Origin of the sequence: Halomonas sabkhae (assembly GCF_030409265.1) — a bacterium.
Lineage (GTDB): Bacteria > Pseudomonadota > Gammaproteobacteria > Pseudomonadales > Halomonadaceae > Halomonas > Halomonas halmophila.
In genome coordinates this window covers 27264-46624 of the sequence record NZ_JAUFPM010000003.1, presented here as the reverse complement: position 1 = coordinate 46624, position 19361 = coordinate 27264, and the positions used below count along the sequence as shown (strand labels likewise).

Annotated in this window: 11 protein-coding genes; 2 read left to right on the top strand and 9 right to left on the bottom strand. The window is 65.1% G+C overall.

Going from position 1 to position 19361, the window contains the following annotated elements:
* Positions 1 to 4: 4 nt before the first annotated feature.
* The 4 genes from alaS to QWY79_RS01930 all read right to left on the bottom strand — a co-directional run bounded on the left by alaS (position 5) and on the right by QWY79_RS01930 (position 5055).
* Entirely contained in the window at positions 5 to 2614 is a 2610-nt protein-coding gene (gene alaS, locus QWY79_RS01945; RefSeq protein WP_290269373.1) for an alanine--tRNA ligase, read from the bottom strand.
* A gap of 265 nt (positions 2615 to 2879) precedes the next feature.
* Positions 2880 to 3344 carry a regulatory protein RecX gene (locus tag QWY79_RS01940; RefSeq protein WP_290269372.1) on the bottom strand — a complete coding sequence of 155 codons (465 nt, stop codon included), beginning with the start codon at positions 3342 to 3344 and terminating at the stop codon, positions 2880 to 2882.
* 3 nt (positions 3345 to 3347) lie between these two features.
* The gene (recA, locus tag QWY79_RS01935) at positions 3348 to 4418 is read right to left on the bottom strand and encodes a recombinase RecA (RefSeq protein ID WP_290269370.1); all 1071 of its coding nucleotides are present in this window, start codon (positions 4416 to 4418) and stop codon (positions 3348 to 3350) included.
* 121 nt (positions 4419 to 4539) lie between these two features.
* Positions 4540 to 5055: a CinA family protein gene (locus QWY79_RS01930; RefSeq protein ID WP_290269368.1), complete on the bottom strand. Its 516-nt coding sequence runs from the start codon at positions 5053 to 5055 to the stop codon at positions 4540 to 4542.
* A 162-nt stretch (positions 5056 to 5217) separates the two neighbouring features.
* On the opposite strand from QWY79_RS01930, the gene mutS reads away from it, so the two are divergent.
* Together mutS and fdxA are read left to right on the top strand one after the other, a co-directional pair.
* A complete protein-coding gene (mutS, locus tag QWY79_RS01925; protein WP_290269366.1) occupies positions 5218 to 7803 on the top strand; it encodes a DNA mismatch repair protein MutS in 2586 nt (861 codons plus the stop codon).
* Between the two features lie 144 nt (positions 7804 to 7947).
* Positions 7948 to 8271 carry a ferredoxin FdxA gene (gene fdxA / locus QWY79_RS01920; RefSeq protein ID WP_290269364.1) on the top strand — a complete coding sequence of 108 codons (324 nt, stop codon included), beginning with the start codon at positions 7948 to 7950 and terminating at the stop codon, positions 8269 to 8271.
* 489 nt (positions 8272 to 8760) lie between these two features.
* Here fdxA and eno read toward each other — a convergent pair whose 3' ends face one another.
* The 5 genes from eno to gltB all read right to left on the bottom strand — a co-directional run bounded on the left by eno (position 8761) and on the right by gltB (position 18966).
* Positions 8761 to 10053, bottom strand: a complete 1293-nt coding sequence (gene eno / locus QWY79_RS01915) for a phosphopyruvate hydratase (RefSeq protein WP_290269362.1) — start codon at positions 10051 to 10053, stop codon at positions 8761 to 8763.
* A 41-nt stretch (positions 10054 to 10094) separates the two neighbouring features.
* The gene (kdsA, locus tag QWY79_RS01910; RefSeq protein ID WP_290269360.1) at positions 10095 to 10946 is read right to left on the bottom strand and encodes a 3-deoxy-8-phosphooctulonate synthase; all 852 of its coding nucleotides are present in this window, start codon (positions 10944 to 10946) and stop codon (positions 10095 to 10097) included.
* 5 nt (positions 10947 to 10951) lie between these two features.
* On the bottom strand, positions 10952 to 12607 hold the full coding sequence (gene pyrG / locus QWY79_RS01905; protein WP_290269357.1) for a CTP synthase: 1656 nt from the start codon (positions 12605 to 12607) through the stop codon (positions 10952 to 10954).
* Between the two features lie 449 nt (positions 12608 to 13056).
* Entirely contained in the window at positions 13057 to 14475 is a 1419-nt protein-coding gene (locus tag QWY79_RS01900) for an FAD-dependent oxidoreductase (RefSeq protein WP_290269355.1), read from the bottom strand.
* A 42-nt stretch (positions 14476 to 14517) separates the two neighbouring features.
* Entirely contained in the window at positions 14518 to 18966 is a 4449-nt protein-coding gene (gltB, locus tag QWY79_RS01895; protein WP_290269353.1) for a glutamate synthase large subunit, read from the bottom strand.
* Positions 18967 to 19361 lie beyond the last annotated feature (395 nt).

Below are 19361 nucleotides of genomic sequence, written 5' to 3'. Positions count from 1 at the left end.
AGCGTCACTGGAGCTTGGCGTCGACCCAGTCCGGGACGCTGTCCAGCGCGCCCGGCAGTGCCGGTACATCGCTGCCGCCCGCCTGAGCCATGTCGGGGCGCCCACCGCCCTTGCCGCCCACCTGGGAGGCCACATGGTTGACCAGCTCGCCGGCCTGCAACTGGCCGGTCAGGTCCGCGGTGACACCGGCGATCAGGCTGACCTTGCCGGAGGCCTCGTCACCGACGCCGAGAACCACCACGCCCGATCCCAGCTTGTTTTTCACCTGATCGAGCAGGCCGCGCAATTCCTTGCCGGACACTCCCTCGAGGCGCTTGGCCAGCACCTTCACGCCCTGGATATCGCGGGCTTCGGCGAGCATGTCACTGCCGGCCGCGCTGGCCACCTTGGCCTTGAGGCGCTCGAGCTCCTTTTCGAGCTGGCGGTTGCTGTCGACCAGCGAGGTCACGCGTTCCTCGACCTGTTCCGGCTTGGCCTTGAGGCGTTCGCCGATCCGGGCCAGGCGTGCCTCCTGCTCACGGAAGTAGGCCAGCGCCGCCTCCCCGGTGATGGCCTCGATGCGACGTACGCCACTGGCAATACCGACTTCGGCGACGATGTGGCAGCAGCCGATGTCGCCGCTGCGCGCCACGTGCGTGCCGCCACACAGCTCGATGGAGAAGTCGTCGGCGCCGATGGTCAGGACGCGCACGCTGTCGGCGTACTTGGCCTCGAACAGCGCCGCCGCCCCCTTGTCCTTGGCCTCGTCGAGGGTCATCTGCTCGATACGAGTGGGCGCATTGGCCAGTACCTGGTCATTGATCAGGCGCTCGACCTCGGCCAGCTGCTCCGCCGTCAGCGGTTCGAAGTGACTGAAGTCGAAACGCAGGCGTTCCGGAGTCACCAGCGAGCCCTTCTGCTGGACGTGGTCGCCGAGCACCATGCGCAGGGCCTGGTGCAGCAGGTGAGTCGCCGAGTGATTGCGCACCGTGGCGGCGCGCAGCTGCGGGTCGACACGCGGCGTCACGCTTGTTCCGACCCGCAGTTCGCCCTCGAGCAGCCGCCCATGGTGGAGGTGGTGTCCGCCCTGCTTCTGGGTATCCTCGACCAGGAAACGCCCGCCTTCGAGTTCCAGGTAGCCGGTGTCACCCACCTGGCCGCCGGACTCACCGTAGAAGGGCGTGCGCTCGAGCACCACGACACCGGCCTGCTCGGCTTCGAGACGCTCCAGGGGATTACCCTGTGCGTCGACCAGGGCGACCACGCCGGCCGTGTCATCGAGGCGCTCATAACCCGTGAACTCGGTCTCGCCGTCGAGTTCCAGCGCCGCCCCATAGTCGACGCCGAACTGACTGGCCGCGCGAGCACGCTGGCGCTGGGCTTCCAGCGCGCGTTCGAAGCCCGCCTCGTCCAGCGACACTCCTCGCTCGCGGCAGACATCCGCGGTGAGGTCGTAGGGAAAGCCGTAGGTGTCATAGAGCTTGAACACCGTCTCGCCGGGCAGCGTATCGCCTTCCAGGGCGTCCAGCGCCTCTCCCAGCATCCCCATGCCGTGTTCCAGGGTGCGGGCAAACTGTTCTTCCTCCTTGAGCAGGACACGCTCGATCTGGTCGCGGGCCTCGCGCAGCTCCGGATAGGCCGCGCCCATCTCCGCATCCAGCGCCGTCACCAGCTTATGGAAGAAGTTGCCCTGGGCGCCCAGCTTGTGGCCATGCCGCACGGCGCGGCGAATGATCCGCCGCAGCACATAGCCGCGCCCCTCGTTGGACGGCATGACGCCATCGGCAATCAGGAAGGAGCAGGAACGGATATGATCGGCGATCACGCAGAGTGACGGCGCCATGATGTCGTTATGCCCGGTGGCCCTGGCGGCGGCCTGCAGCAGATTCTGGAAGAGATCGATCTCGTAGTTGGAGTGCACGTCCTGCATGACCGCCGCGATGCGCTCCAGCCCCATGCCGGTATCGATGGACGGCTTGGGCAGCGGGTTCATGTTGCCGCCGGCGTCGCGATCGAACTGCATGAACACCAGGTTCCAGATCTCGATGTAGCGATCCCCGTCCTCTTCCGGACTGCCGGGCGGGCCACCCCAGACCTCGGGGCCGTGATCGAAGAAGACCTCGGAGCTCGGCCCGCAGGGGCCCGTATCGCCCATCTGCCAGAAGTTGTCGTCCTCGAGTCGCGAGAAGCGCTCGGGGTCGATGCCGACGTCATCCTTCCAGATGCGCTCGGCTTCTTCATCGCTGACGTGCACCGTGACCCACAGTTTCTCGCGCGGCAGCCCCAGCACTTCGGTCAGAAAGCTCCAGGCGAACTGGATGGCATCACGCTTGAAATAATCGCCGAAGCTGAAGTTGCCCAGCATCTCGAAAAAGGTATGGTGGCGCGCGGTGTAGCCGACGTTGTCCAGGTCATTGTGCTTGCCGCCGGCACGCACGCAACGCTGCGCCGATGTCGCGCGCACATAGGGACGCGGGTCGCGGCCCAGGAAGACGTCCTTGAACGGCACCATGCCGGCATTGGTGAACAGCAGGGTCGGGTCGTTGTCCGGCACTAGGGAGCTCGTCGGGACGATGGTATGCCCACGCTCCGCGAAGTAGCTCAGAAAGGCCTGTCTGATGTCTGCACTTTTCATGGAATATCCGTGACAATAAGCATGGTGGCCCGCCGGGCATGCTGCCCGGGGCACTGGAAAGCCAGATGAACATGCCCGTTGTTGTGCTGCTTTATAACGATGCAGAGAGGTGTCGGTCCGGGCGGCATCCGGCCCGCGGGAAGGCTCCGGGATGCGCCGGCTCCTGACCCGGCACCTTGCGGCATGACGACCTTGCTTTCGTGGCAAAGGCGGCCATTATAGCGCAGTCATCCGTCAACGACAGGGTGGGAATGGCCGGTCAGGGTCAGATGTCGTCCCAGGCGTGCGTCATGGCGTGCCTGAGCTGGTCGAAATCAAAACCGCGACCGGCCAGGAAGCGCTCCCGCCGCGCTCTGTCACGCGGGGAGTCGCCGGGGCCCGCAAAGCGTCGCGCCAGCGCTTGCGCCGCGAGCTCGAACCAGTCGACCTCGTCGGCCACTGCCTCAAAGGCCTCGCGCGTGATGGCGTCATCGATGCCGCGCTGTCCGAGCTCGGCACGCAGCTTGACGGGACCCTGCCCGCGAGCCACGCGTGAACGCAGGAAGCTCTCGGCAAAGCGCCGGTCCGATTGAAGCCCCTGCTGCTCCAGCTCGTGCAGGCAGGACTCCACCTCGTCCGGCGGATGCCCCTTGGCCGAGAGGCGTTGCCGCAGCTCGCCCCGGGCATATTCGCGCCGCGCCAGCAAGCGGATGGCATCATCGCGCGGCGTGCTGTCGCTCGTCGCCTGCATGGCCTAGAGCAGACCATCCTCGCGCTCGTCGGCTTCTCCGGCCGGCGCTTCGTCTGCACTCTCTTCCTCGCGCGGCTCCGGGGTCGCCAGCAACTGGCCGCGGATCTGGCTCTCGATTTCTTCCATCACCGCCGGATTGTCCTCGAGGTACTGCGCCGCATTGGCCTTGCCCTGACCGATCTTGTTGCCCTGGTAGCTGTACCAGGCGCCGGCCTTGCTCACCAGGCCGCACTGCACGCCCAGGTCGACCACCTCGCCGGCATGGTAGATGCCCTTGCCATACAGAATCTGGAACTCGGCCTGACGGAAGGGCGGCGCTACCTTGTTCTTGACCACCTTGACGCGGGTCTCGTTGCCGGTGACTTCATCGCCCTGCTTCACCGAGCCGGTACGCCGAATGTCCAGGCGCACGCTGGAGTAGAATTTCAGGGCATTGCCGCCCGTGGTGGTCTCGGGGCTGCCGAACATCACGCCGATCTTCATGCGGATCTGGTTGACGAAGATCACCGAGCAGTTGGCGTTCTTCATGTGGCCGGTGACCTTGCGCAATGCCTGGGACATCAGGCGAGCCTGCAGGCCGACGTGCGAATCGCCCATCTCCCCCTCGATCTCGGCGCGCGGCGTCAGCGCGGCCACCGAGTCGATGATGATCAGGTCGACGCCACCGGAGCGCACCAGCATGTCGCAGATCTCCAGCGCCTGCTCGCCGGTATCCGGCTGCGAGACCAGCAGATCGTCCAGGTTGACGCCGAGGCGCTCCGCATAACTCGGGTCCAGCGCATGCTCGGCATCGATGAAGGCGCAGGTCTTGCCCTGCTTCTGGGCCTCGGCGATGACCGACAGGGTCAGGGTGGTCTTGCCCGAGGACTCGGGGCCGAAGATCTCGACGACACGGCCATACGGCAGGCCGCCGATGCCCAGCGCGATATCCAGGCCCAGCGAGCCGGTGGATACCGAGGGCATCACTACACGCGGCGTGTCGCCCAGCCGCATCACGGTTCCCTTGCCGAACTGGCGCTCGATCTGCGATAGCGCGGCATCCAGCGCCTTGGAACGGTTCTCGTCCTGAGCCATGAAAGGCCTCCTAAGCGATAGCAGAATATCGGTGACAGCGGAACGGGGCTGCCCCTGTCACTGTATGATTGAACAGTATTATGGCGAAAAAAGCGGCGCTCGGCCAGCCCCGCAGCGGGACTCACTCATCCCCGGACAACCAGCGCACCAGCCCCGCCAGGGCTTCCTGAACCGCGGCCTGGCGTACCGCATCACGGTCTCCGGTCAGGTGCAGGCATTCCGCCACGCTCTGCCCCTGATGCCCCCAGGCCAGCCAGACGGTGCCCACCGGCTTCTCCGGGCTGCCGCCACCGGGCCCGGCCACCCCGCTGATGGCCACCGCCAGGTCGGCACCGCTGTCGACACAGGCACCGGCGACCATGGCCTCGACCACGGCCCGGCTGACCGCGCCGTGGCTGATCAGCAGCGACTCGTCGACGCCGAGCAGACGCATCTTGGCGGCATTCGAATAGGTCACGTAACCCGTCTCGAAGTAGTCGGAACTGCCGGCAATGGCCGTGATGGCACTGGCGACACCCCCGCCGGTACACGACTCCGCCGTGCTCAGCACCACCCGGCGCTGACGACACAGGGCCCCCAGGCGCTCGGCCAGGCTCACGATATCGAGGGGTTCCGAGCTTTCGGCATGCACCGCCATGATGTCTCCTCCGGTCGCTGACAGGGTGATGGGCAACAACGAAGCGCGCGAGGCCCTGACGCCACACTTCCTTGAGCGTAGAATACTGGCTTTGTCCGCGACATGCATGACGTACGCCACTGTCATTCATCGCCTCATGCCACTGGCTAGCCAAGGAAGCCCATGTCAAAGGCCAGCACCTCTCACACCCCGATGATGACCCAGTATCTGAAGATCAAGCGCGAACACCCGAACGTGCTGCTCTTCTATCGTATGGGCGATTTCTACGAACTCTTCTATGACGATGCCAAGCGTGCCGCCGCCCTGCTGGACATCACCCTGACCCAGCGTGGCCAGTCCGCCGGACAGCCGATTCCCATGGCGGGCGTGCCCTACCACAGCGCCGAAGGTTACCTGGCGCGACTGGTCGCCGCCGGCGAGTCGGTAGCCATCTGCGAACAGCTGGGCGACCCGAATACCGCCAAGGGGCCGGTGGAACGCCAGGTCGTGCGCATCGTCACCCCGGGGACCCTGTATGACGAGGCCCTGCTGGATGCCCGTCGCGACAACCTGGTGGTCGCCCTGAACGCCGCGGGAGAGCGCTGGGGGCTGGCCTGGCTGGAGCTCTCCAGTGGCCGCTTCAGCGTGCTCGAGGTCGACAGCGAGAGCGAGGCCCTGGCCGAGATCACGCGCCTCGACCCGGCGGAGCTGCTGGTCGCCGAGAGCCTGGCCCTGCCGCCGGAACTGGAAACCCACCAGGGCCTGCGCCGCGAGAACGATTGGCTGTTCGATCTGGAAAGCGCCACCCGCACCCTCTGTGACCAGTTTGCCGTTCAGGACCTCAAGGGCTTCGGCTGCGCCCACCTGGAAGCCGCCATCACCGCCGCCGGCGTGCTGGTCGACTATGCGCGCGATACGCAGCGCTCGCAATTGCCCCACGTCACCGCCATCGGCGTGGAGAACCGCGACGACGCCGTGGTGATCGACGCGGCCAGTCGCCGCAACCTGGAAATCGGCGTCAATCTCGGCGGCGGCCACGACAACACCCTGGCCAGTGTGCTCGATACCACCACCACCGCCATGGGCTCGCGCCTGCTCAAGCGGTGGCTGAACCGCCCGCTGCGCGATCGTGCCCAGGTCGCCGGGCGCCAGGCGGCCGTTGCCGCACTGCTGGATGGCGACGCCCATGAGGCCCCGCGTACCGCACTCAAGGCCATCGGCGACGTGGAGCGCATCCTGGCCCGGGTGGCCCTCTACAGTGCGCGGCCACGCGACCTGGCCCGGCTGCGCGATGCCCTGAACGCCCTGCCCGAGCTCGAGGCCGAGCTGGCACGCTTCGACGCGGGCACCGCGCTCGACGACCTCAAGCACCGCATTCACCCCTACCCGACGCTGGCCGATACCCTGAGTCGCGCCCTGGTCGACAACCCGCCGGTGGTCATCCGCGACGGCGGCGTCATCGCCGAAGGCTTCGACGCCGAGCTCGACGAGCATCGTGGACTGGCCGAACATGCCGGCGACTACCTGGTCGAGCTCGAAACCCGCGAGCGTGAGCGCACCGGCCTGCCCGGCCTCAAGGTCGGCTACAACCGGGTGCACGGCTACTTCATCGAGATCCCGCGCGCCCAGGCCCAGGACGCGCCGGTGGACTACATCCGCCGCCAGACGCTGAAAAACGCCGAGCGCTTCATCATCCCCGAGCTCAAGGAGTTCGAGGACAGGGCCCTGTCCGCCAAGTCTCGCGCCCTGGCACGCGAGAAGCTGCTGTATGACAGCCTGCTGGACGACCTCAACGCCGAGCTGGCGACACTGCAGGCCACCGGCCAGGCGCTCGCCGCCCTCGACGTGCTGGCCACCCTGGCCGAGCGCGCCCGGGCCCTCGACTTCGTTCAGCCCGAGCTGGCCGAAGCCCCCGGGCTGGACATCCGGGGCGGTCGGCACCCGGTGGTCGAACAGGTCAGCGACGCGCCCTTCGTGCCCAACAACCTGCGCATGGACGACGAGCGGCGCATGCTGGTGATCACCGGCCCCAACATGGGCGGCAAGTCCACCTACATGCGTCAGGCGGCGCTGATCACCCTGCTCGCGCATACCGGCAGCTTCGTGCCCGCCGATGCCGCCTCGGTCGGGCCGGTGGACCGCATCTTCACGCGCATCGGCTCCTCGGATGACCTGGCCGGAGGGCGCTCGACCTTCATGGTCGAGATGACCGAGACCGCCAACATCCTGCACAATGCCACCGACCACAGCCTGGTGCTGATGGACGAGATCGGGCGTGGCACCAGTACCTTCGACGGCCTGTCGCTGGCCTGGGCCAGTGCCGAACAGCTGACCCGCAGCCGGGCCTTCACGCTCTTTGCCACCCACTACTTCGAGATGACGGCACTGGCCGAACAGGTCGAAGGCGTGGCCAACGTTCACCTGACCGCCACCGAGCACCAGGACGGCATCGTCTTCATGCATCGCGTGGAAGACGGGCCGGCCAGTCAGAGTTATGGCCTGCAGGTCGCCCAGCTGGCGGGCGTACCCCAGGACGTCATTGCCCGCGCGCGCGACAAGCTGGCGCTGCTCGAGCAGCAGGAGATCGACCAGGGACAGCGCGGTCAGTCACTGCCGGAAGGCACCACGACGCGCCAGGCGCCTCAGCAGGCCGATCTCTTCGCCAGCGCTCCCCACCCGGTGGTCGAAAGCCTGAGCAACCTGGGCATCGACAACATGACACCGCGCGAGGCGCTGGAGTGGCTGTATCACTGGAAGGAAAGGCTCTAGTCGTCTTGCGATCGGCGTCGCGCCGCGACTAAAATGGGCCCAAAGCACCAACATATTATAAAATCGCTCTTTTTTATAACCAAGCTTCATCACAAGTGACCGACTGGCCGCGACAATACCTCGGCCCGAGGAAGGGAGACAGACATGACATTCGTCGTCACCGAAAACTGCATCAAGTGCAAGTACACCGACTGTGTCGAGGTCTGCCCGGTGGACTGCTTCTACGAAGGACCCAACTTTCTGGTGATCCAACCCGACGAGTGCATCGACTGCGCCCTGTGCGAACCGGAGTGCCCCGCCGAGGCCATCTATTCGGAGGACGAGCTGCCCGAGGGTCAGGAGCAGTTCATCGAGATCAACGCCGAGCTTTCCGAGACCTGGCCGAACATCACCGAGAAACAGGATCCCCCGGAGGACGCCGAACAGTGGGACGGTCAGCCCGGCAAGCTGGCACACCTGGAGCGCTGAGCGCCTGGCCGACCAGGGCCCCGATACACAGGAGCGCCGGATGTCTCGCGACATTCGGCGCTCCTGTTTCCGGCCCTGCATGCCCGGTGGCCAGACATAAAAAAGGCGGCCCGCAGGCCGCCCGCTCCTAGCAAAGTCCTCGAGCGAATCCATTCGCCCACTTCCTGTGAGTGCTGTCCCTGCACGGAGGCGACATCCTGTCACACCGTGCGCACTCGAGATGCATCCCGTAGCATCCTGCCGGAAGAGCTCCGCTCTCCCTTGTCCCGAGTACATTGTGGCATGTCTGGATGGCTTAACAAGCCGGCGGCTCGGCCGGAAACGTATACCACCAGGCTCGATCTCTCAGAAAAAATTCCTGAGAATCAAAAGGATAAAAAAAGACCGCTGCCTGAGGCAGCGGTCTTCCGAGGAGTTTTGTATCAGATCTCTTCGGCCATGCGTAGGATATTTCTTACATGGCAAAGCGCGGAAGGCGGCGAAACCGCCTCACTGCCCCTTGATCGCGCGGCGCCCGGGATACTGGGCGCGCGACTCGAGATCGCGCTCGATGACCAACAGGCGATTGTACTTGGCGACGCGGTCACTGCGACACAGCGAGCCTGTCTTGATCTGGCCGGCACTGGTGCCCACCGCCAGGTCGGCAATGGTGGTGTCCTCGGTCTCGCCGCTGCGATGCGAGATCACGGCGGTAAAGCCGGCATCCTGAGCCATGCGGATGGCGTCCAGGGTCTCGGACAGCGAGCCGATCTGGTTGAACTTGATCAGGATGGAATTGCCGATGTGCTCCTCGACACCGCGCTTGAGGATCCGCGTGTTGGTCACGAAGAGGTCGTCCCCGACCAGCTGCACCCTGTCACCCAGCTTGTCGGTGAGCGCCTTCCAGCCGTCCCAGTCGGACTCGTCCATGCCATCCTCGACGGACAGGATCGGGTACTGGTCGCAGAGCTCGGCCAGGTAGTCGACGAAGCCGGCGGCATCATAGGACTTGCCTTCACCGGACAGGGTGTACTGACCATCGCGATAGAATTCGCTCGAAGCGCAGTCCAGGGCCAGGGTGATATCGCGCCCCAGTTCGTAGCCGGCATCCGCCACGGCCTGCTTGATCACCGCCAGCGCCTCGGCATTGGAATCCAGGTTCGGGGCGAAGCCGCCCTCGTCGCCCACGGCGGTGGCCAGACCCCGCCCGGCCAGCACCTTCTTCAGGGCATGAAACACCTCGGCTCCCATGCGCAACGCTTCGCGGAAGCTGTCGGCGCCCACCGGCTGAATCATGAACTCCTGGATATCGACATTGTTGTCGGCATGCTCGCCGCCGTTGAGGATGTTCATCATCGGCACCGGCATCAGGTACTGCGCCGGCTGACCATAGAGCTCAGCGATATGCGCATAGAGCGGCATGTCGCGGGTACTGGCGGCGGCACGGGCAGCGGCCAGCGAGACCGCCAGGATGGCATTGGCGCCCAGGTTGGCCTTGTTGTCGGTGCCGTCGAGCTCGAGCATGGCGTTGTCCAGGGCACGCTGGTCCGTGGCGTCCATGCCGGTCAGGCGCTCGCGGATCGGGCCATTGACCGCGTCCACGGCCCTGGAGACGCCCTTGCCAAGATAGCGAGTCTTGTCACCATCACGCAGCTCGAGGGCTTCGCGCGAGCCGGTGGAGGCCCCGCTGGGCGCACAGGCATCGCCGCAGGCACCGGTGTCCAGACGCACCTCGGCATGCACGGTCGGGTTGCCACGTGAATCAAGCACCTCGAGGGCGCGAATATCGACGATCTTGGTCATGGGTCCTGTCATCCTTATCGAGTCGGTCAGCGTTGAAGAAATCAGTCTATGCGCAGCGGGTCAAATCCCTTCACCAGGTCATCCAGCGCCTTGAGCTGCGTCAGGAAGGGCTCGAGCTGGTTCAACGGCAGGGCACAAGGGCCGTCGCACTTGGCATTGGCGGGATCGGGGTGGGCCTCGAGGAAGAGCCCCGCCAGTCCCACTGCCACGCCGGCGCGTGCCAGCTCGGCGACCTGGGCACGGCGCCCGTCGGCGCTGTCGGCCCGCCCACCGGGGCGCTGCAGGGCATGGGTGACATCGAACAGCAGCGGGTAGCCGGTCTGCTTCATGTCGCCGAAGCCGAGCATGTCGACCACCAGGTTGTTGTAGCCGAAGCTGGAACCCCGTTCGCAGAGGATCAGGCGGTCGTTGCCGGCTTCCTCGCACTTGCGCAGGATGTGGCGCATTTCGTGCGGGGCGAGAAACTGCGGCTTCTTGATGTTGATCACCGCACCGGTCTCGGCCATGGCCACGACCAGGTCGGTCTGGCGGGCGAGAAAGGCCGGCAGCTGGATGACATCGGCGACTTCGGCCACCGGGGCCGCCTGCCAGGGCTCGTGCACATCGGTGATCACCGGAACCCCGAAACGCGACTTGACCTCGGCGAGCATCTCCATCCCCTTTTCCAGGCCCGGGCCGCGGAAGGAGTGGATGGAGCTGCGGTTGGCCTTGTCGTAGCTGGCCTTGAAGACATAGGGCATGCCGAGTTTCGCGGTGGCCTGGACATAGGCGTCGGCGACCTCGATGGCCATGTCGCGGGATTCCAGCACGTTCATGCCGCCGAACAGGGTCAGCGGCAGGGCGTTGCCGACCCGAAGGCCGGCAAATTCAATGAGGCGTTCGGGGTCGGTCATCGGCCTTACTCCTGAGGCGTGGAATGAGCGCGCATGCGCAGTGCCCTGTGCTCCAGTGCCGCGTTGACGAAGCCGGTGAACAGCGGGTGGCCGTCGCGCGGTGTCGAGGTGAACTCGGGATGGAACTGGCAGGCCACATACCAGGGGTGGTCGGGGAGCTCGACCATCTCGACCAGGGAGCCATCGACACTCTTGCCCGAGACCACCAGGCCGGCCTCTTCCAGGCCCTCGACGAACTGGTTGTTGACCTCGAAACGATGGCGGTGACGCTCGACGATCTCGTCATCCCCGTAGGCCTCGCGGGCGCGGGTATTCGGCGCCAGGCGACAGACCTGGCCGCCGAGACGCATGGTCCCGCCGAGGTCGGAGGCTTCGTCGCGCAGCTCGATCTTGCCTTCCGGGCTGATCCACTCGGTGATCAGGCCGACCACCGGATGCTGGGTGTCGCGCGTGAACTCGGTGGAGTTGGCATCGTCCCAGCCGGCCATGTGGCGGGCGTACTCGATGACGGCGACCTGCATGCCGAGACAGATGCCCAGGAAGGGAATATTGTTCTCGCGGGCGAAGCGGGCCGTGGCGACCTTGCCCTCGACGCCGCGTTCGCCGAACCCGCCGGGCACCAGGATGGCATCCTTGCCGGCGAGGCGCTCGGGGCCGTGACGCTCGATGTCCTCGGAGTCGATATGATCGATGTTGACCTTGATGCGCGACTGGATGCCGGCGTGGATCAGCGCCTCGTTCAGTGACTTGTAGGCATCCAGCAACTCCATGTACTTGCCGACCATGGCGATGTTGATCGACTTGAGCGGGTTGAGCTTGGCATCGAGCACGCGAATCCATTCGTCGAGCCTGGCCTCGCCGGGTTCGAGACGCAGCTTATCGCAGACGATGTCGTCCAGGCCATGCTCGTGCAGCATCAGCGGGATGCGATAGATGGTATCGGCATCCTGCAGCGGCACCACAGCCCGTTCCTCGACGTTGGTGAACAGCGCGATCTTGCGGCGTTCGCTTTCCTCGAGCTCGACTTCGCTGCGACAGATCAGGATATCCGGCTGGATGCCGATGGAACGCAGTTCCTTGACGCTGTGCTGGGTGGGCTTGGTCTTGGTCTCGCCCGCCGTCTGGATATAGGGCACCAGCGTCAGGTGCATGAAGATGGCCTTGCTGGCCCCCTGTTCGCTGCGAATCTGGCGAATCGATTCGAGGAACGGCAGCGATTCGATATCACCGACCGTGCCGCCGATCTCGACCAGCGCCACATCGAAGCCCTTGCCGCCTTCGTAGACACGGCGCTTGATCTCGTCGGTGATGTGCGGGATGACCTGAACGGTGCCCCCCAGGTAGTCGCCGCGGCGTTCCTTGCGCAGCACGTGTTCGTAGACACGCCCGGTGGTGAAGTTGTTGGCCTGGGTCATCTTGGTGCGAATGAAGCGCTCGTAATGCCCCAGGTCGAGGTCGGTCTCGGCGCCATCCTCGGTGACGAAGACCTCACCATGCTGGAAGGGGCTCATGGTGCCGGGATCCACATTGATGTAGGGATCGAGCTTGAGCATGGTGACCTTGAGGCCGCGGGCCTCGAGAATCGCCGCCAGCGAAGCCGACGCGATGCCCTTGCCGAGTGAGGACACAACGCCGCCGGTCACGAAGATATATCGTGTCATGGAGAACCTGTCGAAACGTGATCGGTAGGCCCGGCAGAAAGCCGCGCCAGGATGGGACGACAGATTAGCAGATCCGGACCGCCCGCTCAATTTTGGCGATTGGCCACATCGAGGCGATTCACAGCGGAGTGGCCCGTCGACAAGTCTGCGAGGAGGCGCCATGAATACTTCCCTGTAGGCTACCGACGCCATCCATGGCGTCGGACCTCCTCTTCGACTAGTCCCCGGGCCCCAATGCATTGTCCCGAGTCAGAGTTCGACCCACGACACGCTTGGCAGCCTGCATCTTCCCTCTTCCCTCTTCCCTCTTCCCTCTTCCCTCTTCACTCGCAGCTCTTCACTCGCAGCTCGTAGCTCGTAGCTCGTCGCTCGTAGCTCGTAGCTCGTAGCTCGTAGCTCGTAGCTCGTAGCTCGTAGCTCGTAGCTCGTAGCTCGTCGCCAACAGCGCGTCACACATCCAGATAATCGAGAATGCCTTCGCCGGCCTGGCGTCCCTCGAACACCGCCGTTACCACCAGATCGGAGCCACGCACCATGTCACCACCGGCGAAGATCTTCTCGTTGGTGGTCTGGAAGGCGTAGGCGCCCTCTTCCGGCGCCTTGACCCGGCCCCTGTCGTCGAGCTCGATGCCCACACTCTCGAACCAGGGAGGCGGGTTCGGCTGGAAGCCGAAGGCGATGACCACGGCATCGGCGGGCACCACTTCCTCGGACCCGGGTACCACCTCGGGGCGCTGGCGGCCGTTCTCGTCGGGCTCGCCCAGACGGGTACGCACCACCTTGATGCCTTCGACACGCTCCTCGCCGACCACTGCTACCGGCTGGCGGTTGAACAGGAATTCGACGCCTTCCTCGCGGGCGTTGGCCACCTCCTTGCGTGACCCCGGCATGTTCTCTTCGTCACGCCGATAGGCGCAGGTCACCGCGGCGGCGCCCTGGCGAATCGCCGTACGGTTGCAGTCCATGGCGGTGTCGCCGCCGCCCAGCACCACCACCCGCTGGCCGGCGAGGGAGACATAGTCGGCCGGGTCGGTCTCGAAGCCCAGGCAGTGATTGACGTTAGCGACCAGGTAGTCGAGCGCCTTGTGCACGCCGGGCAGGTCTTCCCCGGGGAAGCCGCCTTCCATGTACTTGTAGGTGCCCATGCCCAGAAAGACCGAATCGAACTCGTCGAGCAGCTCGTCGAAGGCCAGGTCCTTGCCGACATCGACGCCGAGGCGGAACTCCACGCCCATTTCCTCGAAGACCGCACGGCGACGCTCCATGACCGTCTTCTCGAGCTTGAACTCGGGGATGCCGAAGGTCAGCAGGCCGCCGATCTCGGGGTATTTGTCGTAGACCACGGCCTTGACGCCGCTGCGCACCAGGATGTCGGCGCAGCCGAGTCCGGCCGGGCCGGCCCCGATGATCGCCACGCGCTTGTCGGTCCAGGACACCTTGGACATGTCCGGGCGCCAGCCCATGGCGAAGGCGGTGTCGGTGATGTACTTCTCCACCGAGCCGATGGTCACCGCACCGAAGCCGTCATTCAGCGTGCAGTCGCCCTCGCACAGGCGATCCTGCGGGCAGACGCGGCCGCAGACCTCCGGCAGCGAGTTGGTGCGATGCGACATCTCGGCGGCTTCCAGGATATTGCCCTCGCTGACCAGCTGCAGCCAGTTGGGAATATAGTTGTGCACCGGGCACTTCCACTCGCAGTAGGGATTGCCGCAGTGCAGGCAGCGATGCGCCTGGGCCGCGGCATCCTGCGGCTGATAGGGCTCGTAGATCTCGGCGAACTGTTTCGCTCGCGTGCGCGCCGGCTTCTTGTCGGGGTCCTGGCGCCCGACATCGATGAACTGAAAGTCGTTGTGCAGACGGTTAGCCATGTTGTGTGCTCCTGGAGAACGAACCTGATCGATGCGCCATTGTCATTCCGGTTGGCTCCGGGACTGATCCAGCAGGCTGGCGAGGCTCGCCGCCTTGGGCTTCACCAGCCAGAAATGACGGATGTAGTCGCTGAAGTCCTCGAGCATGTCGCGCCCGCGCTGTGAGCCGGTTTCAGTGACGAACTCCTCGATGACTTCCCTCAGGTGTCGGCGATGGGCCTCCATGGCCTCGGTGTTGACCCGGTGAATCTCCACCAGTTCGTGGTTGTACTTGTCGACGAAGGTGCGGTCCTCGTCGTAGACATAGGCAAAGCCGCCGGTCATGCCGGCACCGAAGTTGATGCCGGTCTCGCCGAGCACCGCCACCACGCCGCCGGTCATGTACTCGCAGCAGTGATCACCGGCGCCCTCGATGACCGCATGGGCGCCCGAGTTGCGCACCCCGAAGCGCTCGCCGGCCGTACCGGAGGCGAACAGCTTGCCGTCGGTGGCGCCATACAGGCAGGTATTACCGATGATGGCGGTCCTGTGGCTCTCGAAATGACTCTCGCGAGGCGGCACGACCACCACTCGGCCACCATTCATGCCCTTGCCGACATAGTCGTTGGCATCGCCTTCCAGGTAGAGATGGAGGCCACGGGCGTTCCAGACCCCGAAGCTCTGGCCGGCCACGCCGCGGAAACGCACCGTCAGCGGCGCGTCTTCGAGGCCGGCCTCACCATAGCGCTTGGCGATGGCACCGGAGACCAAAGCACCCACACTGCGGTCACAGTTGGTGATGGCGAAGTCGAACTCACCGCCGGACCTGGTCTCGATGGCCGTCTTCAGCGCCGCCAGCATTTCCTGGTTCTTGGCCCCGGGGTCGTGGGGCACGTTGCGATTCACGCGACAGAACTGTGGCGCCTCGGCCGGCACGAAGTCGTTGGTCATCAGCGGCGACAGGTCCAGCCCGCGCTGCGACGCCGTGGTGCCTTCCAGGATCTCGAGCAGATCGGTACGCCCGATCAGGTCGGTCAGCTGGCGAACCCCCAGCATGGCCATGAGCTCGCGTACTTCCTCGGCGATGAAACGGAAATAGTGCTTGACCATGTCCACCGTGCCGCGGAAGTGCTCGTCGCGCAGCGCCTGATGCTGGGTGGCGACACCGGTGGCGCAGTTGTTGAGGTGGCAGATGCGCAGGTACTTGCAGCCCAGCGCCACCATCGGAGCCGTGCCGAAGCCGAAGCTCTCGGCGCCCAGGATGGCCGCCTTGATCACGTCGAGGCCGGTCTTCAGGCCGCCATCGGTCTGCAGGCGTATCTTGTCGCGCAGGCCGTTGACGCGCAGCGCCTGGTGCACCTCGGGCAGGCCGAGCTCCCAGGGGCTGCCGGCATGCTTGATCGACGTCAGCGGGCTGGCCGCCGTGCCGCCATCATAGCCGGATACCGTGATCAGGTCGGCATAGGCCTTGGCGACACCGGTGGCGATGGTGCCGATGCCGGGCTCCGAGACCAGCTTCACCGAGACCTGGGCCTCCGGGTTGACCTGCTTGAGGTCGAAGATCAGCTGGGACAGGTCCTCGATGGAATAGATGTCATGGTGCGGCGGCGGCGAAATCAGCGTCACGCCGGGCACCGCATAGCGCAGGCGCGCAATCAGGCCGTTGACCTTGCCGCCGGGCAGCTGGCCACCCTCGCCGGGCTTGGCGCCCTGGGCCACCTTGATCTGCAGAACCTCGGCATTGGCCAGATAGGCCGGCGTGACGCCGAAGCGCCCGGAGGCGATCTGCTTGATCTTGGAGCTGCGAATGGTGCCGTAGCGCACCGGGTCCTCGCCGCCTTCACCGGAGTTGGAGCGCCCGCCGGTTTCGTTCATGGCCTGGGCCAGGGCCTCGTGGGCCTCGGGCGACAGGGCACCGAGCGACATGCCGGCACTGTCGAAACGCGGCAGCAGGTCCGCGACGGGTTCGACTTCCTCCAGCGGCAGGGCCGTCTCCGCGGGCTTGAGCTTGAGCAGGTCGCGGATGGTCGCCGGGTCGCGTTCGTTGACCAGCGAAGCAAACTTCTTCCACTTGGCGTAATCGCCTTCCTGCACGGCTTCCTGCAGGGCCTTGATCACGTCCGGGTTGTAGGCATGGTATTCGTGGCCATGCACATACTTCATCAGGCCACCCTGGGCGATATGCTTGCGCGGCTTCCAGGCATCCTTGGCCAGCAGTTCCTGCTGGAGCTGCAATTCGGCGAAGCCGGTGCCCTCGATGCGTGACGCCATGCCATCGAAACAAAGCTCCATGACCTCGGAGGCCAGGCCCACCGCCTCGAACAGCTGGGAGCCGCGATACGAGGCCAGGGTCGAGATCCCCATCTTGGAGAGGATCTTGAACAGGCCCTTCTGCAGGCCCTTGCGATAGTTCTCGCGGGCATCCGCCGGATTGCCGACCAGCTCGCCGGTGCGATGCATGTCGGCCATGACCTGATAGGCCAGCCAGGGGTAGACCGCCGTGGCGCCCACGCCGAACAGCACGGCCATCTGATGGGCGTCGCGGGCATAGCCGGTCTCGACGATCAGGTTGACCCGCGGGCGCAGCGCGGTCTTGTTCAGGTGGTGGTGCACGGCCCCGACGGCCAGCGCCGCCTGGATCGGCAGCTGCCCCTTCTCGAGCTCGGCATCCGACAGCACCAGCAGCACCCGATCGCCGCGTGCGGCTTCTTCCGCCTCGGCACACAGCGCTTGCAGCGCCGCCTTGAGCCCGGTGGTCTGCGGATCATAGGCCAGCGACAGGGTCTGGCTGGCGAAGGCCGGGTCCTCGTGCGTCACCAGGGCCGTGAACTTGCGCGGCGACAGCACCGGCGTGGTCAGGATCAGGCGGTGGGCATGCTCCGGGGTCGACTTGAAGACATTGCGCTCGGCGCCGATGCAGCTTTCCAGCGACATGACGATGGCCTCGCGCAACGGGTCGATGGCCGGATTGGTGACCTGGGCAAACTTCTGGCGGAAGTAGTCGGTCAGCAAACGCTGCTTGCGGGAGAGGACCGCCATGGGGGTGTCGTCACCCATGGAGCCGACGCCTTCCTGGCCGCTCTCGGCCAGCGGGCGCAGCACCTGATCGCGCTCCTCGAAGCTGACCTGAAACATCTTCTGCTGCACCGCCAGGCTGTCGGCGTCCATGTTCTGGAAGCGGGCCAGCTCGGTGAGTGCCGACTCCAGGTAGTTGGCCTCCTGCTTGAGCCAGCGCTTGTAGGGATAGGCCGACTTGAGCCGCTCGTCGATATCGCGGGTGTGCAGCACCTCGCCGGTCTCGGTATCCACCGCCAGCACCTGGCCGGGACCGACCCGGCCCTTGGCGACCACGTCCTCGGGCCGGTAATCATAGGTGCCGATTTCCGAGGCCAGGGTGATATAGCCATTGCGAGTGATGACCCAGCGCGCCGGTCGCAGGCCGTTGCGGTCGAGCATGCACAGCGCCTGGCGGCCATCGGTCATGACCACGCCCGCCGGCCCGTCCCAGGGCTCGGCATGCATGGAGTTGTATTCATAGAAGGCGCGCAGGTCGCCGTCCATCATCTCGACGTTCTGCCAGGCCGGCGGCACCATCATGCGCACCGCGCGGTGCAGGTCCATGCCGCCGGTAAGCAGCACTTCCAGCATGTTGTCCATGCTCGACGAATCCGACCCCGTGGTATTGACGATCTCGTCGAGCTCGGCGATGTCGGGCAGGCGCTCGCTGGTGAAGTTTTCCTTGCGCGAGTTGGCCCAGCCACGGTTGGCCTGGATGGTGTTGATCTCGCCATTGTGCGCCAGCAGGCGAAACGGCTGAGCCAGCGGCCAGCGCGGCGCCGTATTGGTGGAAAAGCGCTGGTGGAAGACGCAGATCGCCGTTTCCAGGCGCTCGTCCCCCAGGTCACGATAGAAGGCCGGCAGGTCCACCGGCATGACCAGCCCCTTGTAGGAAACGACCTTGGGTGACAGCGAGCTGACATAGAAATCGGTCTCGGCGGCCAGAGCCTGCTCGGCATGGCGACGCCCCATGAACAGCTCGACATCGAAGGTCGTGTCATCGACGTCGCCCGGCTCGACGAAGACTTGACGAATCCGCGGCAGGCACTCCAGGGCCATGGGGCCACAGACGCTCGGGTCCACCGGCATCTCGCGCCAGCCCAGCACCTTCAGGCCACGCCGGGTGAGCTCGCCTTCCAGGGTCTCGCGGCAATGGGCTTCACGCGCATCATCATCCGGCAGGAACACCGCACCCGCGGCATAGCGCTCGCCCAGCTCGACGCCCAGCGCCTCGCGGGCCACGTCGCGCATGAAGGCATCGGGCATCTTCAACAACAGGCCGCAGCCATCCCCCGTCTTGCCATCGGCGGCAATGCCGCCGCGGTGGGTCATGCAGGTCAGTGACTCGATGGCCGTCTTCAGCAGGTCATGGCTTGCCTGCCCTTCCATGTGGGCGATCAAGCCGAACCCGCAATTGTCACGGAATTCGTCGGGCTGGTGGAGACCTCGGTTCATGGACGTGCCTCAGCTAGGTAGGTATTTTATACAAGAGTATTGCGTGTTATATTTTATGGTTTTTCTTTTTATAAAGGCTTGAAAAAGCAGCCTGTCTATTGCGCGGTAAAAGGCAATCCAGAATAGCCACCCCTCGCCAGCAGCGCAACGCCCGACAGCTTCCATCACGCTTTTTTGTCCAGCAAATCCGCGACTTGCACACCGGATCGATAAAAAAGGCCCTGCAACTCAACGGCTTGCAAAGCACCCACGACGGCTTCCGCTTCGCCATGCCAAGCATACGACTTTGGTCTAATAAGGCCGAATTTCCCCATGCCGATATGGCATAACACATGCAGATTACCGCAAGCAGAGCGCTGACCTGCCCCCAGACGACGACGCCCGCGTTCGAAACG